A 24,779-nucleotide genomic window follows, 5' to 3' on the forward strand; every position below is an offset into this window, starting at 1 on the left:
ATGAATGCGTTTTTTCAAATATACTAAATTGTGTATTATCCTTTCAAGCTTGCTGCTAAATACTCACGGTTCATACGCGCGATATTTTCAAGTGAAATTCCTTTTGGACATTCGATTTCACAAGCTCCTGTATTTGTACAGTTACCGAAACCTTCTAAATCCATTTGGTGAACCATGTTTAATACACGGTCAGTAGCTTCAACTTTACCTTGTGGCAATAATGCATATTGAGAAACTTTTGCAGAAACGAATAACATTGCTGAAGAGTTTTTACATGTTGCAACACAAGCTCCACAACCAATACAAGCTGCCGCGTCGAATGACTTATCTGCATCTGCTTTTGGAATTGGAATAGTATTCGCATCGATTGTGTTTCCTGAAGTATTTACAGAAATAAATCCTCCAGCGTGCTGAATTCTATCAAAAGAACTTCTGTCAACCACTAAGTCTTTAATTACAGGGAAAGCTTTTGCTCTAAATGGCTCGATAAAAATCGTATCGCCATCTTTAAACATACGCATGTGCAATTGACAAGTTGTAACACCTCTGTCTGGTCCGTGTGCTTCTCCGTTGATGAACAAAGAACACATTCCGCAGATTCCTTCACGACAATCGTGGTCAAATGCTACAGGCTCTTCTCCTTTGTTGATTAAACCTTCGTTAAGAACGTCTAACATTTCAAGGAAAGACATGTCTGGTTCGATTCCATCGATAGGATATTCTACAATCCCTCCTTTATCTTGAGCGTTTTTTTGACGCCATATTTTTAATGTAAGTTTCATACCTTTTTCGTTTGAAAGTCATAAAGTCGAAAGTCGAAAGTCGCTTGGCACATTTTGCCTTTTGACTTTAAGACTTTGGGCTTTCGACCAAATTCTTATTTATAACTTCTTTGAACTAATTTAATGTTTTCGTAATTAAGAGGTTCTTTGTGTAACACTGCATCACTTGGTTTTCCTTTGTATTCCCAAGCTGCAACGTATGCAAAGTTTTCGTCGTCACGAAGTGCTTCTCCTTCTTCTGTCTGGTATTCCTCACGGAAGTGGCCTCCACAAGATTCGTTACGGTGTAAAGCATCTTTTGCGAACAATTCTCCTAATTCTAAGAAATCGGCAACACGAGTCGCTTTTTCCAATTCCTGATTAAATTCGTAAGCGCTTCCAGGAACTTTTACATCTCTATAAAACTCTTCACGCAAAGCAGCAATTTCTTCGATAGCCTCAGTTAAACCTTTAGCATTACGAGCCATACCCACTTTGTTCCACATGATTTTTCCAAGTTTTTTGTGGAAATAATCTACAGAATGTTTACCGTTGTTATTGATAAATTTGTTGATTTGATCTACAACTGCTTTTTCAGCTTCAACGAATTCTGGCAAGTCTGTAGAAATTGGTCCCATTTTAATATCTGGAGCTAAGTAATCTCCGATAGTGTATGGCAATACGAAATATCCATCAGCTAAACCTTGCATTAAAGCAGAAGCTCCAAGTCTGTTTGCACCGTGATCAGAGAAGTTAGATTCTCCAATTGAGAAACATCCAGGAATAGTAGTCATTAAGTTATAATCAACCCAAGTTCCACCCATTGTGTAGTGAACCGCTGGGTAAATCATCATTGGCGTTACATAAGGATCTTCGTCAACAATCTTCAAGTACATTTGGAATAAGTTTCCGTATTTACTTTTCACGATATCAGTTCCTAATTTAGTAACTAAAGCTTTATCATTTTCATTCAATCCTTTTACGTGAGCAGCTTCTTTTCCGTAACGCTCGATAGCAGCCGCGAAATCTAAATAAACTGCTTCTCCAGTTTTGTTAACTCCAAAACCAGCATCACATCTTTCTTTAGCCGCACGAGATGCAACGTCACGAGGAACTAAGTTACCAAAAGCAGGATATCTTCTTTCCAAGAAATAATCTCTTTCGTCTTCAGATAAATCAATTGCTTTTTTCTTTCCTTCACGGATAGCCTGAGCATCTTCTAATTTTTTAGGCACCCAAATACGACCGTCATTACGTAAAGATTCAGACATCAAAGTCAATTTAGACTGGTGATCTCCAGAAACCGGAATACATGTTGGGTGAATTTGTGTATAACAAGGATTTGCGAAAAACGCTCCTTTTTTATGAATTTTCCAAGCTGCTGTTGCGTTACTTCCCATAGCATTTGTTGAAAGGAAAAATACGTTTCCGTATCCTCCAGAACCAATTACTACCGCGTGAGCAGAATGTCTTTCTATTTTTCCTGTGATTAAGTCACGAGCGATAATACCTCTCGCTTTTCCGTTCACGATTACAATGTCAAGCATTTCGTGACGGTTGTACATTTTAATTTTTCCACGACCAATCTGACGGTTCATTGCAGAATAAGCTCCTAACAATAATTGTTGTCCAGTTTGCCCTTGCGCATAAAATGTACGAGAAACCAAAGTTCCTCCAAAAGAACGGTTATCTAAAAGTCCGCCATATTCACGAGCCAATGGCACCCCTTGAGCCACACATTGGTCAATAATGTTAGCAGAAACTTCAGCCAAACGATAAACGTTTGCCTCACGTGCACGGTAGTCACCTCCTTTTACGGTATCGTAAAACAATCTGTAAACTGAGTCACCGTCACCTTTATAGTTTTTTGCTGCGTTGATACCTCCTTGTGCAGCAATAGAGTGCGCACGACGTGGAGAATCTTGGAAGCAGAATGCTTTTACGTTATATCCTAACTCAGCCAAAGTAGCCGCAGCCGAACCTCCAGCCAAACCTGTACCCACAACGATAATATCAAGATTACGTTTGTTGGCAGGGTTTACTAAATTAATATGATCTTTATAATTTGTCCATTTGTCCGCAATAGGACCATTTGGAATTTTTGAATCTAATGCCATTATAATTTTATATTAATTATTGAAATGATGAAATAAAGCGATAATCACGAAAAGAGCTGGAACTACAACCGCAAACCAGTAACCTACTTTCGCTAAAAATCTAGAGTATTTGTTGTGCATCCCTACAGATTGAAGAGAAGATGCAAATCCGTGCCATAAGTGGAATCCTAAAAGGATAAATGACACACAGTACAATGCCGTACGGATTGGGTCGTGAAATTTGTGAACTAACTCACCATAATACCTTGTAGCATCTGGAGCTGTACCTGCAATATATTTGTAGGTAACTTCAGGAAACCAGAAATCATAAAAGTGCAATCCTAAGAAAGCCAAAATAACCAATCCAGAAATAATCATATTTCTAGAACTCCAAGAAGCATTTGCTGCTCCGTTGTATTTTGCGTATGCAATTGGTCGTGCTGCGCTGTTTTGAGCCGTAAGAATAAATCCCATTACGAAGTGGAAAATTACCCCGAATGCCAAAATTGGCTGCATTACATACTGAATCAGCGGATTGTATCCCATAAAGTGAGAAGCTTCGTTGAAAACGTCTTCACTAATAATAGAGATAAAATTTAAGGAAACATGCAGCGCTAAAAACGTGATTAAGAATATTCCCGAAAGAGCCATAGCTACTTTCTTTAAAATGGAAGCATTCAATAGTGCAGATTGTGCCATAAGTGTTAAGTAGTTTGTTTTAAAAAATTAGACAAAAATAATTCAATTACAAAAGAACTACAACCATTTCGCTGTTATTTATAATGATTTTAAAATAGCTATTTTCTAAGTACTTTTACGTACAGAAACGAAGCTGATAAAAAATAATTTACTATAGAAAACTTCAAAACACTGTTTTTTAAGTCTTGAAAGAAAATTGCACACTAAGCAGGTTACCAAAAATTTATCATATTGTTATTTTATTTAAAGTTTTAATTTATTTTCTTCAAAAGTGCCAATCGGCAGAAATTTTGTCTAAGTAAAAAATTGCCATTCCACAACATAGTTTTACCTTTAGCGCCTCAAAAAAATAATAATGAAAACAGGAATTGATGCTATTTCGTTTGATGTAGCAAACATACATCTACCCATAAAAACTTTGGCTGTTGCCAGAAATATTGAACCCGAAAAATTAGAAAAAGGACTTGGATTACTAAAAATGACTTTCCCAGACGTTCATCAGGACGCGGTTGTTTTTGGCGCAAATGCTTTAACCAAGCTTATCATTGACAATAAAATTGACTTAAAAGAAATCAGCCGAATCTATATTGGTACCGAAAGCGGCATTGACAGTTCTAAACCAATTGCTTCTTATTTAATTAGTTTAATGGAGCAAAAATTTGGCGGAGATTCTTTAGCAGAATGTGACGTAGTTGACTTTACTTTCGCTTGTATTGGCGGAGTTGACGCTATGCAAAACTGTTTGGATTTCGTAAAATTAAATCCAACGAAAAAAGCGATCGTAGTTACTTCAGATTTCGCAAAATACGATTTAAATTCTGGCGGAGAATACACTCAAGGCGCCGGAGCTGTTGCGATGCTTATTTCTGCTGACCCAAAAATTATTGCTTTTGATGATAATTGGGCAACCAGCACAAAAGGTGTTTTCGATTTCTTTAAACCATACAGAACCATTTCTAAAGAAGAAATTACTAAAAACACAAACAACGATTCTTGGTTTGACAATTTAGAAGCTGAAATTGAAATCCATAAAGATCAGCCGGTTTTTGACGGACAATATTCAAACCAATGTTATATGGATCGTACGCGAAATGCTTACTTTTCATTCAAAAAATTGAAAAACGCAACCGAAACTTTATACAACACTTGGCATAGTATCGTGATGCACTTGCCGTATTCTTTCCAAGGGCGACGAATGCTTTCTGAAATTTACGCTTTAGACAGTGCCGAAAAAATTATTGCCGATGATATTGCACCTGCTGATTATCAGACAAAAATTAAAGAAGTGGCAAAATCGGAGGATTACAGAAGTTTTGTAACTGAAAAATTACAACCTGCAGAATTGGCTTCTTCATTAATTGGAAATCTATATACAGGTTCTATTTTCATGGGATTGTTATCGACTTTGGCTCATTTTTATGATACAAATAAAGAAGTTGCAGGAACTAAATTCGGTTTCCTAGCTTACGGAAGCGGATCGAAATCGAAAGTTTTTGAAGGAACAATTCAGCCAGAATGGAAATCGGCTTTAGAAAACGTAAAACTTTTCGAAAACTTAGCCGAAAGCTTAGAAATTGATTTCAGCACTTACGAAAGTCTTCATAAAAAAGAACAAAAACAAAGCGTTAGAACTCCAAAAAACGAATGGGTTTTAGACAGAATTGAAAAAGAGATTCCAGTTTTAATTGGAGCGCGCTATTATAAATGGGTGGATTAAATTTTTAAATTCCAAATTCCAAATTCCAAATTCCAAACAAAAAAACCGAAGCTTATGCTTCGGTTTTTTTGTTTTATTTACACATAGTTTGTCATTTCGACGAAGGAGAAATCTTCACGAGAAGCTCCGTACAGTATGTCGTCAATCTTTATAGAATTACTTACGAAGATTTCTCCTTCGTCGAAATGACAAGATTGAGGAAAAAACTATAATTTTTAAAAAATTCGCTTTACTAACTCAATAGTCCTTCTTCTTCCTTTTTACAAAGCAAAAAACCCAATCCTAAAACAAAAATCAAACAGATCAAAACCATCAAAATTCCATTTTTCAAAGCAAAAAAGGAAACTCCAACAGTAACCGCACCAATTATTACCATTAAAGATTTTAGAGTTTCCGTTTTTATAAAAGTGAATGCATGAACTGCTAAACCCAGAAAAAGCAAAGACGGACCAACAGCCACAAACGGATAAAAAAGTAATGGCGAATTGCTGATATGCTGACTTAATTCAGCTTTTTCGATTTCGTTATTTCCATAACTTGACATTATAAAATCGATTGTACAAAGTCCGATATGCGCAACGACGCCTAAAGTTGTCAAAACAGAACCCACTTTATTAATTCTTGTTTTAGGAAATGCATCATTAAAAGACAATAAAAAGCATGCGCCGATTAAATTAAACCAATGGGCAAAATCTACAGATTCGCTTAAACTTGGCAAAAGCTTAGAAAAGAATAAATAACTAATTAGAAAAAATACTAATCCGATAAGGCAACGTTGTTTTGCATTCATAGTTTTAATTCAGTTAAAATTTAAAGTTTCATTTCCATAATAGGCATAAAACGGTTTTTTATTGACGATTCGAATTCTCCAACTTTTACAAATCCCATTTTTAAATAAAATTCTTCAGCATTGGGTTCTGAATCTAGCGTTATTTTTTCGATTCCAATTTCTTTCATTCGGTTTAAGAAATCTAGAAGCAAATATTTCCCAAATCCTTTTCCGATATATTCAGGTAGGACAAATAAATTATCAAGTTCTACAGTCTTGTCATTTTCAAAAATAAAAGAATAATATCCCATAATTAAATCATTATCAACCAATTTAAAAACGTTATGGTCTCTTATATAATCCTTAGAAATAGTTAGATTTTTATCCCATATCTGAATTTGCTCATCAGAATATCCCCAATAAGTTTTTGACTTTTTGGTTATTGAAGTTAGAATTTCGTTGTCGATTATGTTGGCTTTTTGAATTATCATTAGTTTGAAAAACAAGTTTTTAAGCATCTTTAAAATTTAACCGCAAAGTCCGCAAAGAATTTTCAATCTTAAGTTTCATTGAATAATCGCAAAGTTCGCAAAGCTTTGAACACAAAACTTTGCGAACTTTGCGTAAACCTTGGCGAGCTTTGCGGTTAAAAAACATCTCTATTTATAAATCGTAAACTTATTATGACTCAAAGTAAAACCAAGATTTTCATAAATCGCCACGTTTTCTATTCGCTTTTTATTTGTGGTTACTTCGATACTTTTCAGAGCATTTTTCTCAGCAAAATCTAAAATTTCATTTATCAATAATCTTCCAACGCCTTGACCTCGATATTTTTGATGAATAAAAAACTCCTGAATTTCGCCAACCAATCCGCAATGATGTAGGAGATTTTGAGTATGAAAACTAATAAACCCTAAACCTTCTGTTTCGTTTTCTGCGATGAGATAAAGATTTTTGGAGTTTGAAATATTTTCATTGAATATCATTTCGAAAACTTCAAAATCTAAAACCTCATTTTCGAGTTCGCAGATTGCTTTGTAGACAAAATCTAAATCTTGATTTCCTGCTTTTCTGATTTCTACTTGTAAGCTCATAATCTTAACTCATATCAGTCAATTTGATAATCTTGTCATCTAAAAACTGAAAAATCGACTTCCCTTTCATATTTAATCTCTGACCAGCTTTTAATCCGTTCGGAAAATCTATTGCCAAAACTGCATAATAATCGATGTCAACAATTGCTGTAATTTCATCCTGTCTGAGCGATGTTATAGTTTGCTTTCTTTCCGAAAAATATTCTTTGGCTTTTTCGGCTTGAACTGTAAATTCTTTTATTCCATTCAAAGTCAGGTTGATTTCGCCATTTTGAATGTTTTCAAAAATAACTGATTCGTCAAAATCAGCAATCATTTTATCAATGTCAAATTGATTATAGCCTTCAATATAATTTTGGATTATTTTTTCTCTTTCGGTCATGGTATTTTCTATAAAAAGATTACTTTATCAAGATTACACAATTCTAAATTCAAAACCAATTCGATAGTCAGAAAAATTGTATTTTTACTCCACAAAAAAGAACTTGCAACTGCAAACTTGTTTTCTGCATAAACCAAAAAGGTAAAAGAATTTTAAATATCTTTGAATCATGAGCACAGCAATAAAACCAAAACATATCGGCAGAAACATTAGCCGAATTAGAGAACTTAGAGATATGAAGCAGGAAGCGCTTGCGATTGCGCTTGGTGTTAGCCAACAGACCATCTCTATTATTGAAGGAACTGAAAACGTTGATGAAGAAAAACTAAAGAAAATTGCTGAAGTTTTAGGTGTTCCAGCTGATGTAATCAGAAACTTTTCTGAAGAAGCTGTTTTTAATATTATGGGGAATAGTTATGACAATGGCTCTTCATCAATAAATCATAATAATTGTACATTTAATCCGCTTGATAAACTTTTGGAAGTTATTGAAAAGAACGAAAAACTTTATGAAAGGTTGGTAGAAGCCGAAAAAGAGAAAGTAGCGCTTTTGGAAAAGTTGCTTGATAAGAAATAGAAATTTATTTTTATAAAAGAAAAAACCGAAGTTTTCAAAATAGAAGGCTTCGGTTTTTTTGCATTCATATTTTTGTTAGAGATTTTAAAAATTCAGAATCTTATTTATCTTTTCATCATCATTTTCAATTAAAGGCAACTTATTTTCATCTTTACTTACTAAATAATCCTCTTCATCTTTTACCTTCCCAAAATTTAAGCCTTTTCTAAAACTATATTGATAAGTCGAGATTTTTGATTGAGATTTTTCACCTCCAAATTGGAACGCTATTTTCAAGTCAGTATTTAGATTTGCTGTTTTCAATACTATTATAATATCTGACATACTTGGCCTTCCATGACTTAAAATAGCAAGATCAATATTATATTCACTACCTTTATTTTGTCCATTAACATGAATTTCTCCAGGAAGAACAAGAATTTTCATAAAAGCATTTTTCTCATTATTAAACTGTGAGGTATTAAAAAGCAATTTCCTAAATGTTAACAATATATAATCTCCATGTGGTCTAATTTCTTTCAATTTAATATGCCCTCTTAGTATTGGAAAGTCCTTACTTTGTATTAATGCTTTTATCAAATAATGTGGTGCCACTCTTGTTTGTCCATCCAATCTAATATAATATCTGTTATCATATTGATGTGGTCTTTCTATACTTCTTTCTACCTCTATTATTACAACAAAACTGCCATTACCATTATTCAAAAACTGAACTCTAATACCAATAGGCATCGGTATTAATGACGAACTTAAAATATTTATTAATCTATCTCTATCTAAAATAGTGTTAAATGGGGTTAATCCACCAATCGCTATGGTATTTCCGTTTGGGTCTTTTCCCTCCACAGGAGCTCCCCAAATAATTATTCCTCCCTCAGAATTTAACAATGCACAAACGCTCTTCTTAATAACATTTTCTTTTTCTTTATGCGATCCTTGAGGAACATAAGATTTAAATTCTAGATTTAAATTCTCCTCTTTTTGAGTTAAAAAATAATCTTCCAAATCTTGAAAAGTCAAATCATATAAATCCTTTCCAAAAATCACATTTGAATACTTCATAGATGTTAATTACAATTTACTGAATCAATTCCATTTATCTTTAATTAGCTAATATACAAAATCGTCAATCTTTGGAGAGTTACTTGTGAAGATTTCTCCTTCGTCGAAATGACAATATTGTGGTTCACTGCCATTTTGAAAAGAAAAAATCTGCCGAATCTGCTAAATCTGCGTGAAACAAAATTACAAATCTTTATGGAGTTTCTAGTGTGATTCTTCGTTCCTCAGAATGACAAGCTTTGTGGTTATCAATCTTTGTAGAGCTACTTGCGATCCTTCGACTTCGCTCAGGAAAACAAAACAAAACTTATACTTTGTGTACTTTGCAACAAAAAACTTTGCGACTTCGCGTCTTTGCGAGCAAACATCTCCTGCGTACTTTGCGTAAACCTTAGCGTTCTTTGCGGTTAAAAAAACTTCGTGCCTTAGCGCCTTTGTGGCAAACCCAAAAAACAAATAAGAAAACTTTAATAAATCAGCTATACGCCACTAATTCAAAAATCATTAATTTTGAAATTCGAAGTTCAAAAACGAAATAATTATGAAATATCATCAAATAAACAGCGCTCTTTTTGTAAAAAACCGCAGAAAGTTCATGGCTGAAATGAAACCTAACTCTGTTGCAGTATTCAACTCAAACGACATTTATCCAGTTAGTGCCGACAGTACTTTGCCGTTTGCACAACACAGAGATATTTTTTACCTGAGCGGTGTAGATCAAGAAGAAAGCGTTTTGCTTTTGTTTCCAGATGCGCCTTATGAGCATCAGAGAGAAATGCTTTTCTTGAGAGAAACCAACGAACATATTGCAGTTTGGGAAGGTGAAAAACTGACTAAAGAACGTGCTTTTCAGGTTTCTGGAATTAGAACCGTTTATTGGCTGCAGGATTTTCATAAAGTTTTGAACGAAATGATGACGTATGCCGATACGATGTACATCAATACCAACGAACATTATCGTGCAACTGTTGAAACAGAAACTCGCGAAGCTCGTTTTGTAAAATGGTGGAAAGAGCGTTATCCAGCGCATAATGTTGCAAAAAGCAACCCTATTTTACAAAGATTGCGTTCTGTAAAAGAAAGCGAAGAAATCGATTTGATTCAACATGCTTGTGATATTACAGAAAAAGGTTTCCGCAGATTATTAGGATTCGTAAAACCAAATGTTACAGAATATGAAATCGAAGCTGAATTGGCTCACGAATTCATCCGTAACCGTTCTAAAGGTTTTGCTTATACGCCAATTATTGCTTCTGGAAACAATGCAAATGTTTTACATTATATCGAAAACAATCAGCAATGTAAAGACGGAGATTTGATTTTGTTGGACGTTGCTGCAGAATATGCAAATTATTCAAGCGACATGACGAGAACGATTCCTGTTTCGGGACGTTTTACAGATCGTCAGAAAGCGGTTTACAATGCTGTTTTGAGAGTAAAAAACGAAGCTACAAAAATGCTTACGCCAGGAACGCTTTGGAAACAATATCATGTTGAAGTGGGTAAAATCATGACTTCTGAATTACTTGGTTTAGGCTTAATTGACAAAGCTGATGTTCAGAACGAAAATCCAGAATGGCCAGCTTACAAAAAATATTTCATGCACGGAACTTCTCACCATTTGGGACTTGACACGCACGATTACGGATTGCTTCACGAACCAATGAAAGCGAATATGGTTTTCACGGTTGAACCAGGAATTTATATTCCAGCAGAAAAATTCGGAATCCGTTTAGAAGATAACGTTGTGGTTCAGGAAAAAGGAGAACCATTTAACTTAATGCGCAATATTCCTATTGAAGTTGACGAGATTGAAAGCCTGATGAATTCATAAATAAAAAAAGCCCTTAATAAATTTATTAAGGGCTTTTTAATTTTATAAACGTTTATTATCCGATTTTTGAAATCTGAAGATCTAATTGGAATTTGCCGTCAGCTTCGTTTCCGTTAATTAGATCAAAAAGCTCTAAAGCTCTTCTTGCATTTTTCTCTTCTTCTCTTTGCTCCGCTACATACCACATCATAAAGTCTTCTGTCGCATAGTCGTTTTCAGCTCTACATTTTGCGATTACTTTATTGATTGCTTGAGTAACTGCAATTTCGTTTTGCAAAGCAATTTCGAATACTTCTCTAAAAGAAGCAAATTCCTGTTGCACTTCTGGAACAGATGGTGTAATGGCAATACCGCCCATATCTGTAATGAATTTGAAAATTTTCAGAAAATGCTCTCTTTCTTCTTCAGCTTGCTTATACAAATACGATGCTGTATTAGCATAACCATTTCTATCCAACCATGCAGCCATAGCTAAATATTTGTTAGAAGCGTCACTTTCTATTTTTGCCTGTAAATTCAATATATTTTCTACACCTTCAGTTAATGAAGTACGTGTTCTTAGTAAATCTTTCATAACCTTTAATTTTTATACGTGTAAAATTACAAAAATTAAAGCAGGCATCTCTAAGTGCCTGAAAATTTGGATTTAATCTAAGTAAGAATCTAAATAAGTTCAACATTTGCTACGCTACAAAGCATAGAATGTAATGTGAGAGTAAATTTAGTTCCGTTTAACAAATCTCTTAACTGCACTATTTCGCAGATGGTGAGATTTCTGGAAAAATTTCTTTTGGTAGTTTCAATCAGCTGTGCATCTGACTGATCAGATAAGTCGTAAAGCATGTTAAGAATGTCAACGCTATTAACCTTTCTTTGAAAAATCAAAAAATCTTGAATTTTATAACTTGACACTGTATCAATAAAATTGATAATTATACTATTAGTCAAATCACATTGATAACTATATCCTTTTTCGGTTTCAAATAATACTTTGGTCGTTAAATCACTAACTAATGCCATTCTGATAAATATAATAACGGTGCAAAAATATATAATTTAAGGGAATTAAACACGTAATTAAGACTAATTTAAAATAACAAAATGATTTTATGTTTTTAAAAACCACTGAAATACACCAAAAGCTGTAACATTTTAAAACATGATTAGTCTAATTTTGAAAACAAATAACTAAGAAATTATGCAGGCACACGAAATAGACTATCAGATTTTTGGCGAAGAAATGCAATATGTCGAAATAGAACTAGACCCTCAAGAAATTGTAATTGCAGAAGCAGGCAGTTTTATGATGATGGAAAACAACATCCAGATGGAAACTATATTTGGAGACGGTTCTCAACAGCAAGGTTCGGGTTTGTTTGGCAAACTTTTAAGCGCCGGCAAAAGAGTTCTTACTGGCGAAAGCTTATTTATGACAGCATTTTTAAATCAAGGTCATACTAAAAGTAAAGTTTCATTTGCATCGCCTTATCCAGGAAAAATTCTTCCAATTGATTTAACTGGATTTCAAGGTAAATTTATTTGCCAAAAAAGCTCTTTTCTATGCGCTGCAAAAGGCGTTTCTGTAGGAATAGAATTCTCTCAGAAATTAGGACGCGGTTTATTTGGTGGTGAAGGTTTTATCATGCAAAAAATTGAAGGAGACGGAATGGCGTTTGTACATTCTGGTGGGACAATGGCTAAAAAAGTATTAGCTCACGGCGAAATCCTAAAAGTAGACACGGGATGTATTATCGGTTTTACTAAAGATGTGGATTATGATATTGAATTTATTGGCGGAATCAAGAATTCTATTTTTGGTGGCGAAGGATTATTTTATGCCACTCTCAAAGGTCCTGGAACCGTTTACATACAATCTTTACCATTCTCAAGATTAGCTGACAGAATCATTGCATCGGCACCAAGATCTGGCGGAAATAGCCGCGATGAAGGAAGTATTCTAGGCGGACTAGGAAATCTCTTAGATGGTGACAATAGATTTTAATTTAGAATGGCTTTCAGACACGGAAGCCATTTTCATTTTATTACAAATGATTATATGCCATAAATAAATTTATTGCTATTTTAAAGATTTCCCAATTAAATCAAGACATCACGATATTTTAGTTCAGCTTTCATAACTTTGTACTTCTCAACAAAAAATATCGTTTTGAAAAACATTTTATATAAAAACACCAAAATATCTTTTACAGATTTAGGAAAAGGAAATACAATCGTTTTGCTTCACGGCTTCTTAGAAAACAAAAAAATGTGGGCAGAATATGTTGATTTGTTTTCAGAAAAATACCGTGTCATAACAATCGATCTATTAGGCCATGGAGAATCTGAACCGCTAGGTTACGTTCATGAAATGGAAGATAATGCCAATGCTGTAAATGAAGTCTTGGAAAACCTAAAAATTGAAAAAGCTATTATCGTAGGACATTCTATGGGCGGATATGTTGGCTTGGCTTTCGCCGAATTGTATCCGAAGAAGATCCAAAAATTGGTTTTACTAAATTCAACGTCAAAAGAAGACAGTGCCGAGAAAAAACTAAACAGAACTCGTGCAATTAAAGCCGTAAAACAAAACTATGTTAACTTTATAAGTCTGGCAATTGCAAATTTATTCAGCGAAAATAACAGAACGAGATTGTCCGAAGAAATTGAGAAAGTAAAAATAGAAGCCTTAAAAACGCCATTACAAGGAATTATAGCTTCTCAGGAAGGAATGAAAATTAGAAAAGACAGAGAATGGCTTTTAAAAGAAAATCGTTTTCCTGTTTTATTGATATTAGGAAAAAAAGATCCTGTTTTAAACTATGAAGAAAGTCTTTCTCAAATTGAAGACACCACTGTTGAGTTAATTTCATTTGAAGATGGGCACATGAGTCAAATTGAAAACAAAGAAGAACTAAAAACCGTTTTACTGCATTTCTTCGAATAAAAAGACAACTATTAAAATCGAAAAAGGCCATTTCTAACCGAGGGTTGAAACAGCCTTTTTCTCATTCTTGGGGGCAAAATATCATTATAACTCTGAAAACAATATCTTTTTATATTTAAATAGAGTCAGATTTTATTAAATTCAGATTTTCTTTATGTAGAATCTACAACTAACTATATAAGAAAAACATTAGATTTAATCTAGTTCTTAAAAATAGAATCCATTCTTCTTAACAACAACCCCATTTTACTCAAATCTTTAGAAAGCAATGCGATGCAATTATCATCTTGACTTTTACTTGCTACAACAATTCCGTCATTATTCTTAATCATAACTTGTTTAAGATCGCCGTTGTTAACATCTTCAGACATTTCAAGACACATCTTTAAAATCATTCCGATCATTGCTGCAACATTTCCGTCGTATTCTAAATTAACAGATTCATTTAAGATGCCATCAATGTTAAAACTCAGCCCAGACTCTGCTCCGGTCTCTTCTACTAGTGTTTGTAAATCAACCATATTATTATTTGTCATGTTTTTGGAAGCATCAAAGATATTTTAATATTGGTAATTGTTCGATAAACACTTGTTAAAAAAAAGATGCAATATAACGTACTGGCACACTTTTATTTATCACATAATTAATCGTATTTATTTGCAAAAAATATGCAAAAAAAATTAACATAAAAAACTAATAATATCAAAAACCTAACATTTTGTTTAACAAATTTTAATTCTAGAATTAAAATTTGCAGATTATTACGTTTGACAAAAAGTTTTTATATAGATTTGCAAAAATTTTTACTAAAATGAAAACTGTTGACGAATTACGCTTTGATCTAAATGTAAAACTGGAGAAGTTTAGAAGATTTCGTATTGAAAACGGATATATTAATACCAAAGCTTCTGAGGAAAAATCTAAAAAAGGTTTCTTCAAAAAAATATTTGGTTAAAAACACCTATAAAATTACCGGATTTACCAAGTAACCATTTTCAATAAGTTCTGCTTTCTTACTGATTATGCTTAATTTTCCGTTCTTCAACATTCTTAAATCTGTGGCAATTTCTATTACCTTTTCATAATGATGATCAGTAATAAATATTCCTTTTTCTTTAGAATTTTCTTTAATTAACTTAAATACAATTTCAATCATCTTTGGAGACAAACCGCTAAATGGCTCATCTAATAATACAAATTTTGATTGGTTAAAAAGAATCAATTTAACCTGAAGATATCGCAGTTCTCCAAAAGATAAATTCCTAACCTTTTGATTAAAAAGCGATTTTAAAAAACCATCATCACAAAAAGCGTCTAGTTTTTGTTTATCTATTGATAATCTAATGGCTTTAAAAACTGAAAAATGATTCGGAACAAACTGGTTTTGATGCAAATAACTAATTTCACATATCAATGTAGGTGAATTATGTTTTGAAATTCCATCAATAAAAATACTCTTATCAGAATCGGTTACTATTCCGAATATAATCTTAAATAATGTAGATTTACCAGAGCCATTTCTTCCAAATAAACCCATTATTTGTCCTGTTTGCAATTCCAAATAAATATCCGAAAGCAACAATTTATCATTAAAGCTTTTTTGAATACCACTTATTTTAAGGACATGCTTTTTCAAAAATATTTAAAATGAGATTAGAACTACCAGAAGTAAAAATACAAAAACAAGATTCACTAAGAAACTACAGAACAAAAGTGCCCTCTTTGAAATCCCATTATTCATATAAAATAAGTATTCATCTTTACGGAAAGCCTCTTTAAATCCAATGCTTAATACAAAACCTAGTGTAGCTATCATAAGTAAAAATTGATTAAGCCCTCCGAAAAGAGACACTATAACTGAGAAAGTTAAATTAACAGCCAAAGTAGTTTTATAAAATTCAAATATGTTTCTAAATTTCCTGATAAGATTTCTATATTTTTTCTTCAAAAGGAATGTTAACATCATAAATCTCTCCTAATAAATTAGCAATTTCTTCTAAATATGAATTCAATATTTGAGAAGTAACCAAAACGTTTAAATCTTTCTCTTCTTTAAATCCAAAGGGTAAAAATCCGGATTTTAAGTTTTTAAATGAAATAATACCGACCTCTATCGGAAGTTCTCCTGCCTCTTTCTCATACATGAAAGCATATGCCAAAACCTGAATGATTTTATCATTTTTAAGCTCTTGCGTCAATCCTTCCCAAGTTTTAAGGATAACATTAGACTTTTCAACTTTTCCCGTCTTATAATCGATAATTCTAATTTTCCCGTCTCGGCGTTCAATACGATCGACATTTCCTTTAATCAAAACAGGAAATGGCAGTTTTGGATGAACAAATTCACGCTCAAAAGTCTGCTCTAAAGCAATAATCTGAATCGCTTCATTATTTTTTACCGACTCCACTTCCATTCTGAGAAAATTAGCAACATTTCGTTTAGCCACTTCAAAGGCCAAAAGGTTTCTACCTTTCTTGATTTCGCCTTCTTTATAAACCAATTTAAACTGCTTCAAAACTTCATCGTCCAATAATTTAAAACAATTTAGAAGATCCGTCTCAGAAATAAACTTCCCAATAAAAGGTTCATACAGCGCTTTTAGGGTTTCGTGAATAATGGTTCCTAAAGTATTCAAAGCAATATTTTCTTCTACTTCTTCTACCTCACGAATTCTCAGTATCTTTTGAAAATAAAACTCAATCGGATTTCGAATATAACTTGTCAATGCAGACGGAGAAAAACCATTTACAGCAATTTCCTTGAGCCTCTCCATCACTAGTCCAGATTTCGGAACAGAAATTGGTTCGTGAGCTGTATTTGGCAACTCGGGATTATAAATATCGAAAGTAATATCATGCTTTATTTTTTTCTCTACTTCCAATTGCGTAATAAAGCGACTTCGTTCCCCTGCATCCAATCCATCATTTTCGGTGTTATAAATTAAATATATATTTTTAGCCCTTTGCAACAAATGATAAAAATGATAGGTGTAAATCGCATCTTTTTCTTTAAAAGTTGGAAGCCCTAGCTCACGCTTTACATCGTATGGAATAAATGAATTCTGCGATTTCCCCGCTGGAAATTTCCCTTCATTCATAGAAGTTATAATAACAGTGTCAAAATCTAAAACACGACTTTCTAAAACCCCCATAATCTGCAAACCACGCAATGGTTCTCCTTCAAAGGACACTTCTGCCAAATCTATAATTTGTTTGTAAATAGAATGAAGAGTTTCTATATTATCAATATGCTGATGTTTCGAATAATAATTTATCAGTTTGTTAATTACTTTAAAAACGCCATAAACAAAAGCTTTAGCAATCTTTTCTTCTTCGTTGTCATTGCTAAAATGTTCTTTAATCGCAATTAACAAAGCTGAAATATTCTTTAGGACAGCTACAGAACCGTTTTCCCATCTTTCAAACAGCAAATTAAAAAAAAGCGAAGGTTCAGGATGAAGCTCTAAAATTTTATGATGTGTAATAAAAGTATAATTATTCTCTTTAATAATTCTTACCAATCTTTGCGCCTTTGCATAAGGCTCAACCAAGGGATGTGTTAAAATATCAAGTACATCTTTGTAATAAAAAACATAACTACCGCCCTTTCTAGAAAGCGCATTAGTATGCATTTTAAACAACTTAGCTACAAATATTTGTGATGGGTTATTCTTTCCCGAATATCCCATAGTAATATTTAATGCACCGACTGACGCAGGAAGCGAATATAAAACTGGAACTAATAAGTTTTCTTCGCCAAGCACAAGCGCAACTTTATCTAGTGAAGCATTAGGATTTTGATCTATTAAATTTTCAATAATACTACCCGCTAATTTTGCCTGACCAATTGTTTTTGGAGTGCCTATAACTTGAATATTTTTTGATTGCGAAAAATCATCCACAATCCATTCAAAAATATTTGACTTATAATATTTCCAACTTTCTTTAAATCTTCTTAAAAAAAGCCCAGCGTCATGATAGGGATCATTTAGAAAAGCTTGATCTGCATCCCAATAAATTTTCGCCTGATCCAAAGCTAGCAAATGCTGCACTATTTTCTCTTCAGCAGCATTCAAAGCATTAAATCCTGCAAAAATAAAAGTGCGATTTCCAATCGTATTTGAAAAATGATTGAGATTATTCACCGCTTCTCTATAAATTAAACCTTGATACCCAATCGATTTAAACAACAAATGATTGTACAATGAGTCGTAATAAACAGGAAGCAATTTCCAAAAGTCAATATAATTCTCTAAGAGTTTTGTTTTTTGATCAACTTCAAGTCCCCATTTTTTTATGTCTTCAATATCTTTTAGATAAGACAGAACATGTGAAGGATCTAAAAGATACCTGTCGATTTCATTAAAATCCTGCAAAAGGGTTTTGGCCCAATTAGCAAATAACTCAAAAGACTGTTGATGCTTCTTTTCTGTAATAGACAAATAAACTTCATAAAACTCAAATAAAAGCTCTATCGAATCAACTGCACGAATTGAAGCGACATCTTGAACAAAATCCTCTATGCTTGTAATTTCTGGAGCAATAATAGTCTTTGAAGTCTCTTTTTTAAGCGCTTCAATCAGAAAAACTTTTGCCCTTTTATTAGGAAGTATTATTGTTATATCAGAAAGTTTCTCCGCAAAATTCTGAATTACGACAGACGCAATTTTCTGAAGAAAAGAATCATTTACCATAGTATAAAAATAAAAAAAGCCATTCAATTAAGAATGGCTTTTCTTGTTTATTTAGAAAACTAATTATAGTTTACCTTGGTATTTAGAACCAATGTGTCTAATTTCAGTTCTTCTGTTTTGAGCTTTACCTGCAGCAGTTTTGTTACTTGCAACTGGTTGGCTAGAACCAAATCCTTTATACTCTAAGTTTTCTGGATTAACACCTCTTTGGATTAAAGCATCCATTACAGCTTTAGCTCTATCCTCAGAAAGTTTTTGGTTCAATTTAGCAGAACCTGTACTATCAGTGTGTCCTTCAATAGAGAATTTCGCGTTTGGATAGTTTTTAAGGATTTCTTTAATAGCGTCTAATCTAGCTGGAGTTTCTTTATCACCAGTTTTGAAAGTAGCTTTTCCTGAGTTGAAGTATACCGCTCTAGCTTGAACTTTAAGATCTTCTAACGCCTCAGAAGTAACTTCTGGACATCCTCTGTTGCTAGCTGGACCATAAACTGTTGGACAGTCATCATCTTTATCAGCAACACCATCTTTATCAGCATCTAAGAATGGGCAACCACCATTTTCTTTTGGACCAGCAACTGTAGGACATTTGTCGTCTTTATCAGCGATTCCGTCACCGTCAGTATCAGGACAACCTTTTAAAGCAGCTAAACCAGCAACATCTGGACAAGCGTCATCTTTATCAGCAATTCCGTCTCCGTCTGTATCAGGACATCCGTTTAATGCAGCTAAACCAAATACATCTGGACAAGCGTCAGAAGCATCAACGATTCCGTCACCGTCAGTATCAGGACATCCGTTGAATTGTTTTAAACCTGCAACATCTGGACAAGCATCATCTTTGTCATAGATTCCGTCTCCGTCAGTATCTTTACCTCCGAATTTGAAAACTAAACCTGCAGTGTGTTGGAAGTGAGATGGAGCATCTGGAACACCATTTGCATCTTGTCTATCTCCACTAACAGCCCATTTGTATCTTGTAGCAAGCTCAAGACCAATAGCATCTGTAAACCAGAAAGTAACACCAGCACCTGGGTTAACAGTTCCATAGCTACTATCTCCGAAGAAAGTGTAACCTCCACCAACTGATAACGAAGGATCAACTACTTTAGATTTAATCAACTCTTGGAAGCTATATTTGATACTAGCATCGATTCCGTAGTACATTAAATCACCAGGATTAGTTACAACGTTACCTCTGTTGTCATGACCTGCAGCAGTTGGGTTAAAAGTAACATATTTATCAATTTTGTTTACAGATCCTTGTAAACCAACTGAGAAACCATGTCCCACATATCTATTTACTCCAATGTAAGATAGAGATGGAAGAATATTCCAGTTATCTTTTACAGCGAATGGCTGAGAAAAGTGTTGGTCAAAGAAACCATGACCAGCACCTGAACTTGTTCTAGTATCCACAGCATTAACCCCGAAAGAGATCGCCCATGGATTGTTACTGTCTTGCGCGTGAGAACTTAAACCCATCGCCATCAATACAGCAACTAAAAGTTTGTTAAGATGTTTCATACTTAATTTTTTTAATTACAATTTAGTTAATTACAAGCAAAAGTAACACCAAATTTTTTAAATACAAAATGAAATGTTAAAAAAAACCTACAAAAATTTAACCAAAGTGGTAATTATATAACTTTTAACATTTTACCGACAACTGTGAAGGCATTTATAGCCTTATCAAGGTGCTCTTTTTCATGTGCGGCAGATAGCTGAACACGAATTCTTGCCTTTTCTTTTGGAACTACCGGAAAGAAAAATCCAATGACATAAATTCCTTGCTTCAAAAGTTCGTTTGCCATGGTTTGAGATAGTTTGGCATCATATAACATAACAGGAACAATTGCAGAATCCCCATCAATAATATCAAAACCTGCTTTTTTCATACCTTCTTTAAAGTAATTGGTATTCCATTCTAGTTTATCACGAAGCGCTGTATCTTTTTCCAATAATTCAAACACTTTTATTGAAGCCCCAACAATTGCAGGAGCTAATGAATTTGAAAATAAATAAGGTCTAGATCTCTGACGTAACAATTCTATTATTTCTTTTTTAGCAGTAGTGTAACCTCCCATAGCACCTCCTAAAGCTTTTCCAAGAGTTCCGGTAATAATATCCACTCTTCCCATTACTCCTTTTGCCTCAAGAGTTCCTTTTCCTGTAGCTCCGATAAAACCAGCCGCATGACATTCGTCTACCATTACCATTGCATCATATTTATCAGCCAAGTCGCAAATTTTGTCTAATGGCGCCACTAAACCATCCATAGAAAAAACCCCATCGGTTACGATCAATTTAAAGCGAGCTCCAGCCTCATTGGCTTTGACCAACTGCTGCTCCAGATCTTCCATATTATTATTTTCATAACGATAACGAGCCGCTTTACATAAACGAACCCCATCAATAATAGAAGCATGATTTAGACTGTCTGAAATAATCGCATCGTTCTCTCCTAATAAAGGCTCAAAAACTCCACCGTTTGCATCAAAAGCGGCAGCATATAAAATGGTATCTTCTGTACCGTAAAAATCAGCAATCTTTTTTTCTAATGTTTTATGGATATCCTGTGTTCCGCAAATGAAACGCACAGATGACATTCCGAAACCATGTGTATCCATGGCATCTTTTGCTGCCTGCACTACTTCTGGATGCGAAGAAAGCCCTAAATAATTATTTGCACAAAAATTCAATACTGTTTCTCCAGTCGAAATTGTGATCTCAGCACCTTGAGGAGAGGTAATAATTCTCTCCTTTTTAAAAATTCCATTTTCTTCAATCGTCTGCAATTCTTTTTGCAGATGTTCTTTTATTTTACCGTACATTTTTTATTTATTTAAAACGTTAAAAATTAACAACTTAACCAAAATTTAGCTTCGTTTTTTCTTTAACACCTGATTAATTTTTTCACAAATTTACCACTTCAATTTCCTCTCCTATATATACAAGAGCTTTTTTTAACACTGAATATCCCAAATCTTCAATTGCGTCTTGATACTCCTTAATTTGTTGCTGGTATTTAGCATTTGATGCTCCAGTTTTATAATCCAGCAAATAAGCCTCTTTGTTTTCCAAAAATACAATTCGATCAGGCTTTAAAATTCTCCCTTCTTTCTGAACAATTGTTTGTTCGTTTAGTACAGTATGATTTCCATTAAAACAAACACTAAGTTCAGGATGATTCACAATCTCTTTCAAAGTCTGCGAAACTTGATCTACTTGATCAAAAGTTATCAATCCATTTTCAAGCGCTTTTGTTACGGCCAAATCAACATCTGATTTATCTTTAACAAAAGCCAAAATCTCATGAATAACATTTCCATACAATATTGCTTCCTGCTGATGCGTTCCCCACATTAAGGCCTCACGTTGTGCAATTTTTATGTTTTTGGAATTCAAAACGTCTCTCACTATTGGAATTGATTTAACTGTATCAACCGTTTTGGTGGCTTTTGAAAGTCTTATTTTATTTCCAAACTCATAATTCACTTTTCCTTCATCATAAACCCCTTCATTAATTAAAAATTTAATAAAAAAGGACGCCATGTTATTTGGATATTCGCCATCACTTTTAGCCTTTAGAGATTGCGAAATTACGTAAAGCTGTTCTTCAGCACGAGTCAGAGCAACATAGAGCACATTTATATTATCCAAAAGCTCTTCTTGTTTTTTCAAATTAAAAACTGCCGATGCACTTTCTCCAAAACTTTCAACCGCACTGCTATTATCAACTAATGCTTTTGGAACTCCCAAATCTATTTCCTCCGTATCGAGCCACAATTTATCTTTTGGCTTTCGGTTATAATCTTCATCAGCAAAAGGCATAATTACAACTGGAAATTCTAACCCTTTCGATTTATGAATGGTCATAATTCGAACTGCATTATTTCCCTCTGGCGATGGAATGCTAAACTTATGCGAATTTTTATCCCAGAAAACTAAAAAATCTGCAACTCCTGCTTGGTTTCTAATATCTCTTTCCAAAACAATATCCAGAAAAAACTGAACATAAGCATTTCCTTCTGATGGAAGAATAAATTTAGAGATGATAATTTCGACCGCTTCATACAAAGATTTTTTCCGAACATCTTCAAAAGAAAAAGAAACATCAAATGTTAAAAGCCACTCTTCAAATTCTTTTTCAAATCGATGATTCATTCCCATAGCAATAAAATCATGAATAGGCATCAACAAATCTTTCGTTGAAGCCAAGAAATGCAAAAAATTAGCTTTCGATTCTAAGTCCGAACTATTATTTAAATACCTAAGAAGATGAATTATAAGACGAACTTCTGACGCATTTTGAATCATCAAAGTTTCTGAAGATAGCAGAGGAACTCCCTGTTCTGTCAAATAGTTTGCTATTGCAATTCCTTGATCTCTTTTTCTAGTCAGAATCACAATATCTTTATACTCAAAACCTTGCTTAATTACTTCTTGAATTGTATTCAAAGTTGCCAAAACATACAAATCTGATTTTTCCAAAACATCATCTTCATCACCATAATCATTTTTATCGACAATTGGAAGAAATGAAATATTCACATAACCGCCTTTTTTGGAATTGATATTTTGAAAGCTATGATTTTCATACAAATCTTTGTAATCTTCATTTGAAAATTCATTCGATATCAATTTAAAAAAAGCATTATTAAACTCAATAATTTCACTGTAACTACGATAATTTGTGTTTAAATGTTTAAGTTGCTTATCTGGATTATTAAACGGATTTACATCTTTACTTAATTCTATAAATTGCTCAGCTTTACCACCACGCCAACGATAAATTGACTGTTTCGGATCTCCAACAATCATCAATGTACCTTTATTTCCCAGATCATCTAAACCAGAAAGCGAATTATCAATCAATGGAATCAAGTTCTGCCATTGCATTTCTGAAGTATCTTGAAATTCATCAATAAAGAAATTGCGATAACGCTCGCCCAAACGTTCATAAATAAAAGGCGCCGGCTGATTCTGAATTTCGCGGTGAATTATCGCATTGAATTCTGAAATCGATAAGATATTTTGTTCCGATTGAATTTTTGCCAACTCATTACTTACTGTATTTAGTAATGAAAGGGGAGTAATATTTTTTAAAAAGGCTTTATAAAAATCTCTTTTTTCGAAATTCTGATAAACCTCTTTCAATATTTGAAGCAATTCTGGAATAATATTTTCAATTAAAGCTCGGTCTTTTGCTGTTTTGTTAATCGCAATATCATCAAACTCATGAAAAGTTTTATTTTTCGGATTAAACTTCCCTTCCTTAATACTTTGCAAATGATTTGGAAAAGTTCCTCTTGAAAATGATTTCGGATCAATTCCGTTTTTATCAATCAATTCAATTGCTTTTACTGCAAGACTTTCGTTGACATCTTCCAACTCTTTACAAAGTGCCTGCATTTTCTTTTTAATCTCTACAAACTCTTCAATTGTTTTATTCTGAAAATGAAGAATTTCATTTCGATTATTTTCATTCAAAACCAATCTTCCAGTATCGAGAATTTCGCGTGAAACATCCCAACTTTTGTCATCATCGGTTTTTTCCATTGTAAAATCGATGAGCAGCCTGGTCAATGTTTCGTCTTCACCCGCTTGCGCAATTATGGCATCAACAGCTTCAACCAATAAATTTTCGGTGTCCAGAGTAACCTCAAAAGTCATCGGAAGATTTAAATCATGCGCAAAAGCACGGATAACTTTATGGGTAAATTTATCAATGGTAGAAATATCAAAAGCAGCATAATTATGAATTAAGTGCTTAATGATTTGTTGCGATTTGGTTTTGATTTTAATAATTGAAAGTCCTGTATCGCGCGACAAGTCTTCCATCAAATCCACCGCTTTTGGTGACGGATCGTCTTTTGCAAATTCAGACAGATTTCCAACAATACGGCTTTTCATTTCGTGAACCGCTTTGTTGGTAAAGGTAATGGCTAAAATATTTCGGTATGCATCGTTTTTTGGCGAAGAAAGAATAATTTTCAAATATTCTTTTACCAATGTATACGTCTTTCCTGATCCCGCAGAAGCATCATAAATGGAAAAAGACGGACTTTGCATAGTTTGATTTTTTTGTATTGTAAAAATAATACAAAATATTCAACCCTCAATAATGAAAAATTCCAAATTCCA

General features: G+C 33.5%; 22 protein-coding genes. 6 read left to right on the plus strand and 16 right to left on the minus strand.

Annotated elements, in window-relative coordinates; translation table 11 throughout:
• Positions 1-35: 35 nt before the first annotated feature.
• The 3 genes from ACNRYB_RS03025 to ACNRYB_RS03035 form a co-directional block, all read right to left on the minus strand.
• Entirely contained in the window at positions 36-782 is a 747-nt protein-coding gene (locus tag ACNRYB_RS03025; RefSeq protein ID WP_129746618.1) for a succinate dehydrogenase/fumarate reductase iron-sulfur subunit, read from the minus strand.
• A gap of 95 nt (positions 783-877) precedes the next feature.
• Positions 878-2,878: a fumarate reductase/succinate dehydrogenase flavoprotein subunit gene (locus ACNRYB_RS03030; protein ID WP_473729191.1), complete on the minus strand. Its 2,001-nt coding sequence runs from the start codon at positions 2,876-2,878 to the stop codon at positions 878-880.
• A 12-nt stretch (positions 2,879-2,890) separates the two neighbouring features.
• A complete protein-coding gene (locus ACNRYB_RS03035; RefSeq protein WP_129746620.1) occupies positions 2,891-3,556 on the minus strand; it encodes a succinate dehydrogenase cytochrome b subunit in 666 nt (221 codons plus the stop codon).
• Positions 3,557-3,911: 355 nt separating this feature from the next.
• On the opposite strand from ACNRYB_RS03035, the gene ACNRYB_RS03040 reads away from it, so the two are divergent.
• The gene (locus ACNRYB_RS03040) at positions 3,912-5,273 is read left to right on the plus strand and encodes a hydroxymethylglutaryl-CoA synthase family protein (protein WP_473729192.1); all 1,362 of its coding nucleotides are present in this window, start codon (positions 3,912-3,914) and stop codon (positions 5,271-5,273) included.
• A 232-nt stretch (positions 5,274-5,505) separates the two neighbouring features.
• Here the strand turns inward: ACNRYB_RS03040 and ACNRYB_RS03045 are convergent, their stop codons facing one another.
• From ACNRYB_RS03045 to ACNRYB_RS03060, 4 genes are all read right to left on the minus strand, one after another.
• Positions 5,506-6,063: a hypothetical protein gene (locus ACNRYB_RS03045; protein ID WP_473729193.1), complete on the minus strand. Its 558-nt coding sequence runs from the start codon at positions 6,061-6,063 to the stop codon at positions 5,506-5,508.
• Positions 6,064-6,083: 20 nt separating this feature from the next.
• Positions 6,084-6,533, minus strand: coding sequence for a GNAT family N-acetyltransferase (locus ACNRYB_RS03050; RefSeq protein ID WP_473729194.1), 450 nt, complete (start codon positions 6,531-6,533; stop codon positions 6,084-6,086).
• Between the two features lie 168 nt (positions 6,534-6,701).
• Positions 6,702-7,139, minus strand: a complete 438-nt coding sequence (locus ACNRYB_RS03055) for a GNAT family N-acetyltransferase (protein ID WP_129746624.1) — start codon at positions 7,137-7,139, stop codon at positions 6,702-6,704.
• 4 nt (positions 7,140-7,143) lie between these two features.
• The gene (locus ACNRYB_RS03060) at positions 7,144-7,521 is read right to left on the minus strand and encodes a nuclear transport factor 2 family protein (RefSeq protein ID WP_473729195.1); all 378 of its coding nucleotides are present in this window, start codon (positions 7,519-7,521) and stop codon (positions 7,144-7,146) included.
• A 169-nt stretch (positions 7,522-7,690) separates the two neighbouring features.
• On the opposite strand from ACNRYB_RS03060, the gene ACNRYB_RS03065 reads away from it, so the two are divergent.
• The gene (locus ACNRYB_RS03065; RefSeq protein WP_066033377.1) at positions 7,691-8,098 is read left to right on the plus strand and encodes a helix-turn-helix domain-containing protein; all 408 of its coding nucleotides are present in this window, start codon (positions 7,691-7,693) and stop codon (positions 8,096-8,098) included.
• 84 nt (positions 8,099-8,182) lie between these two features.
• Here the strand turns inward: ACNRYB_RS03065 and ACNRYB_RS03070 are convergent, their stop codons facing one another.
• Positions 8,183-9,160: an AlbA family DNA-binding domain-containing protein gene (locus ACNRYB_RS03070; RefSeq protein WP_473729196.1), complete on the minus strand. Its 978-nt coding sequence runs from the start codon at positions 9,158-9,160 to the stop codon at positions 8,183-8,185.
• 541 nt (positions 9,161-9,701) lie between these two features.
• On the opposite strand from ACNRYB_RS03070, the gene ACNRYB_RS03075 reads away from it, so the two are divergent.
• Complete coding sequence (locus tag ACNRYB_RS03075) at positions 9,702-10,994, plus strand: aminopeptidase P family protein (protein WP_129746628.1); 1,293 nt, start codon at positions 9,702-9,704, stop codon at positions 10,992-10,994.
• A 55-nt stretch (positions 10,995-11,049) separates the two neighbouring features.
• On the opposite strand, the gene ACNRYB_RS03080 is transcribed toward ACNRYB_RS03075, so the two are convergent.
• On the minus strand, positions 11,050-11,568 hold the full coding sequence (locus tag ACNRYB_RS03080; protein ID WP_129746629.1) for a ferritin: 519 nt from the start codon (positions 11,566-11,568) through the stop codon (positions 11,050-11,052).
• A gap of 89 nt (positions 11,569-11,657) precedes the next feature.
• Positions 11,658-12,014 carry a hypothetical protein gene (locus ACNRYB_RS03085; protein ID WP_129746630.1) on the minus strand — a complete coding sequence of 119 codons (357 nt, stop codon included), beginning with the start codon at positions 12,012-12,014 and terminating at the stop codon, positions 11,658-11,660.
• Positions 12,015-12,192: 178 nt separating this feature from the next.
• On the opposite strand from ACNRYB_RS03085, the gene ACNRYB_RS03090 reads away from it, so the two are divergent.
• Both ACNRYB_RS03090 and ACNRYB_RS03095 read left to right on the plus strand, forming a co-directional pair.
• Entirely contained in the window at positions 12,193-12,996 is an 804-nt protein-coding gene (locus ACNRYB_RS03090) for a TIGR00266 family protein (protein WP_473729197.1), read from the plus strand.
• A 165-nt stretch (positions 12,997-13,161) separates the two neighbouring features.
• Complete coding sequence (locus tag ACNRYB_RS03095) at positions 13,162-13,938, plus strand: alpha/beta fold hydrolase (protein ID WP_473729198.1); 777 nt, start codon at positions 13,162-13,164, stop codon at positions 13,936-13,938.
• A gap of 200 nt (positions 13,939-14,138) precedes the next feature.
• Here ACNRYB_RS03095 and ACNRYB_RS03100 read toward each other — a convergent pair whose 3' ends face one another.
• Positions 14,139-14,474, minus strand: coding sequence for a roadblock/LC7 domain-containing protein (locus ACNRYB_RS03100; RefSeq protein WP_242502509.1), 336 nt, complete (start codon positions 14,472-14,474; stop codon positions 14,139-14,141).
• Positions 14,475-14,749: 275 nt separating this feature from the next.
• On the opposite strand from ACNRYB_RS03100, the gene ACNRYB_RS03105 reads away from it, so the two are divergent.
• Complete coding sequence (locus tag ACNRYB_RS03105) at positions 14,750-14,893, plus strand: hypothetical protein (protein ID WP_165352435.1); 144 nt, start codon at positions 14,750-14,752, stop codon at positions 14,891-14,893.
• A 6-nt stretch (positions 14,894-14,899) separates the two neighbouring features.
• On the opposite strand, the gene ACNRYB_RS03110 is transcribed toward ACNRYB_RS03105, so the two are convergent.
• The 5 genes from ACNRYB_RS03110 to ACNRYB_RS03130 all read right to left on the minus strand — a co-directional run bounded on the left by ACNRYB_RS03110 (position 14,900) and on the right by ACNRYB_RS03130 (position 24,707).
• Complete coding sequence (locus ACNRYB_RS03110) at positions 14,900-15,574, minus strand: ATP-binding cassette domain-containing protein (RefSeq protein ID WP_473729199.1); 675 nt, start codon at positions 15,572-15,574, stop codon at positions 14,900-14,902.
• A 295-nt stretch (positions 15,575-15,869) separates the two neighbouring features.
• Positions 15,870-18,632 carry a PD-(D/E)XK nuclease family protein gene (locus ACNRYB_RS03115; RefSeq protein WP_473729200.1) on the minus strand — a complete coding sequence of 921 codons (2,763 nt, stop codon included), beginning with the start codon at positions 18,630-18,632 and terminating at the stop codon, positions 15,870-15,872.
• Positions 18,633-18,695: 63 nt separating this feature from the next.
• Positions 18,696-20,159 carry an OmpA family protein gene (locus ACNRYB_RS03120; protein ID WP_129746635.1) on the minus strand — a complete coding sequence of 488 codons (1,464 nt, stop codon included), beginning with the start codon at positions 20,157-20,159 and terminating at the stop codon, positions 18,696-18,698.
• 113 nt (positions 20,160-20,272) lie between these two features.
• Positions 20,273-21,466, minus strand: a complete 1,194-nt coding sequence (gene kbl / locus ACNRYB_RS03125; RefSeq protein WP_473729201.1) for a glycine C-acetyltransferase — start codon at positions 21,464-21,466, stop codon at positions 20,273-20,275.
• Between the two features lie 82 nt (positions 21,467-21,548).
• Positions 21,549-24,707 (minus strand): UvrD-helicase domain-containing protein, encoded by a 3,159-nt coding sequence (locus ACNRYB_RS03130; protein WP_473729202.1) that lies wholly within the window; start codon positions 24,705-24,707, stop codon positions 21,549-21,551.
• Between the last annotated feature and the right edge of the window lie 72 nt (positions 24,708-24,779).

Source organism: Flavobacterium sp. CR10 (genome assembly GCF_055814415.1).

What these genes read in the sequence shown, in the direction of transcription:
- ACNRYB_RS03090 (WP_473729197.1), top strand. Translation starts at nt 12,193, where the DNA reads ATGCAGGCACACGAAATAGACTATCAGATTTTTGGCGAAGAAATGCAA.
- ACNRYB_RS03070 (WP_473729196.1), bottom strand. Translation starts at nt 9,160, where the DNA reads ATGAAGTATTCAAATGTGATTTTTGGAAAGGATTTATATGATTTGACT.
- ACNRYB_RS03120 (WP_129746635.1), bottom strand. Translation starts at nt 20,159, where the DNA reads ATGAAACATCTTAACAAACTTTTAGTTGCTGTATTGATGGCGATGGGT.
- ACNRYB_RS03055 (WP_129746624.1), bottom strand. Translation starts at nt 7,139, where the DNA reads ATGAGCTTACAAGTAGAAATCAGAAAAGCAGGAAATCAAGATTTAGAT.
- ACNRYB_RS03035 (WP_129746620.1), bottom strand. Translation starts at nt 3,556, where the DNA reads ATGGCACAATCTGCACTATTGAATGCTTCCATTTTAAAGAAAGTAGCT.
- ACNRYB_RS03060 (WP_473729195.1), bottom strand. Translation starts at nt 7,521, where the DNA reads ATGACCGAAAGAGAAAAAATAATCCAAAATTATATTGAAGGCTATAAT.
- ACNRYB_RS03115 (WP_473729200.1), bottom strand. Translation starts at nt 18,632, where the DNA reads ATGGTAAATGATTCTTTTCTTCAGAAAATTGCGTCTGTCGTAATTCAG.
- ACNRYB_RS03025 (WP_129746618.1), bottom strand. Translation starts at nt 782, where the DNA reads ATGAAACTTACATTAAAAATATGGCGTCAAAAAAACGCTCAAGATAAA.
- ACNRYB_RS03040 (WP_473729192.1), top strand. Translation starts at nt 3,912, where the DNA reads ATGAAAACAGGAATTGATGCTATTTCGTTTGATGTAGCAAACATACAT.
- ACNRYB_RS03050 (WP_473729194.1), bottom strand. Translation starts at nt 6,533, where the DNA reads ATGATAATTCAAAAAGCCAACATAATCGACAACGAAATTCTAACTTCA.
- ACNRYB_RS03130 (WP_473729202.1), bottom strand. Translation starts at nt 24,707, where the DNA reads ATGCAAAGTCCGTCTTTTTCCATTTATGATGCTTCTGCGGGATCAGGA.
- ACNRYB_RS03075 (WP_129746628.1), top strand. Translation starts at nt 9,702, where the DNA reads ATGAAATATCATCAAATAAACAGCGCTCTTTTTGTAAAAAACCGCAGA.
- ACNRYB_RS03065 (WP_066033377.1), top strand. Translation starts at nt 7,691, where the DNA reads ATGAGCACAGCAATAAAACCAAAACATATCGGCAGAAACATTAGCCGA.
- ACNRYB_RS03030 (WP_473729191.1), bottom strand. Translation starts at nt 2,878, where the DNA reads ATGGCATTAGATTCAAAAATTCCAAATGGTCCTATTGCGGACAAATGG.
- ACNRYB_RS03105 (WP_165352435.1), top strand. Translation starts at nt 14,750, where the DNA reads ATGAAAACTGTTGACGAATTACGCTTTGATCTAAATGTAAAACTGGAG.
- ACNRYB_RS03100 (WP_242502509.1), bottom strand. Translation starts at nt 14,474, where the DNA reads ATGACAAATAATAATATGGTTGATTTACAAACACTAGTAGAAGAGACC.
- kbl (WP_473729201.1), bottom strand. Translation starts at nt 21,466, where the DNA reads ATGTACGGTAAAATAAAAGAACATCTGCAAAAAGAATTGCAGACGATT.
- ACNRYB_RS03085 (WP_129746630.1), bottom strand. Translation starts at nt 12,014, where the DNA reads ATGGCATTAGTTAGTGATTTAACGACCAAAGTATTATTTGAAACCGAA.
- ACNRYB_RS03045 (WP_473729193.1), bottom strand. Translation starts at nt 6,063, where the DNA reads ATGAATGCAAAACAACGTTGCCTTATCGGATTAGTATTTTTTCTAATT.
- ACNRYB_RS03080 (WP_129746629.1), bottom strand. Translation starts at nt 11,568, where the DNA reads ATGAAAGATTTACTAAGAACACGTACTTCATTAACTGAAGGTGTAGAA.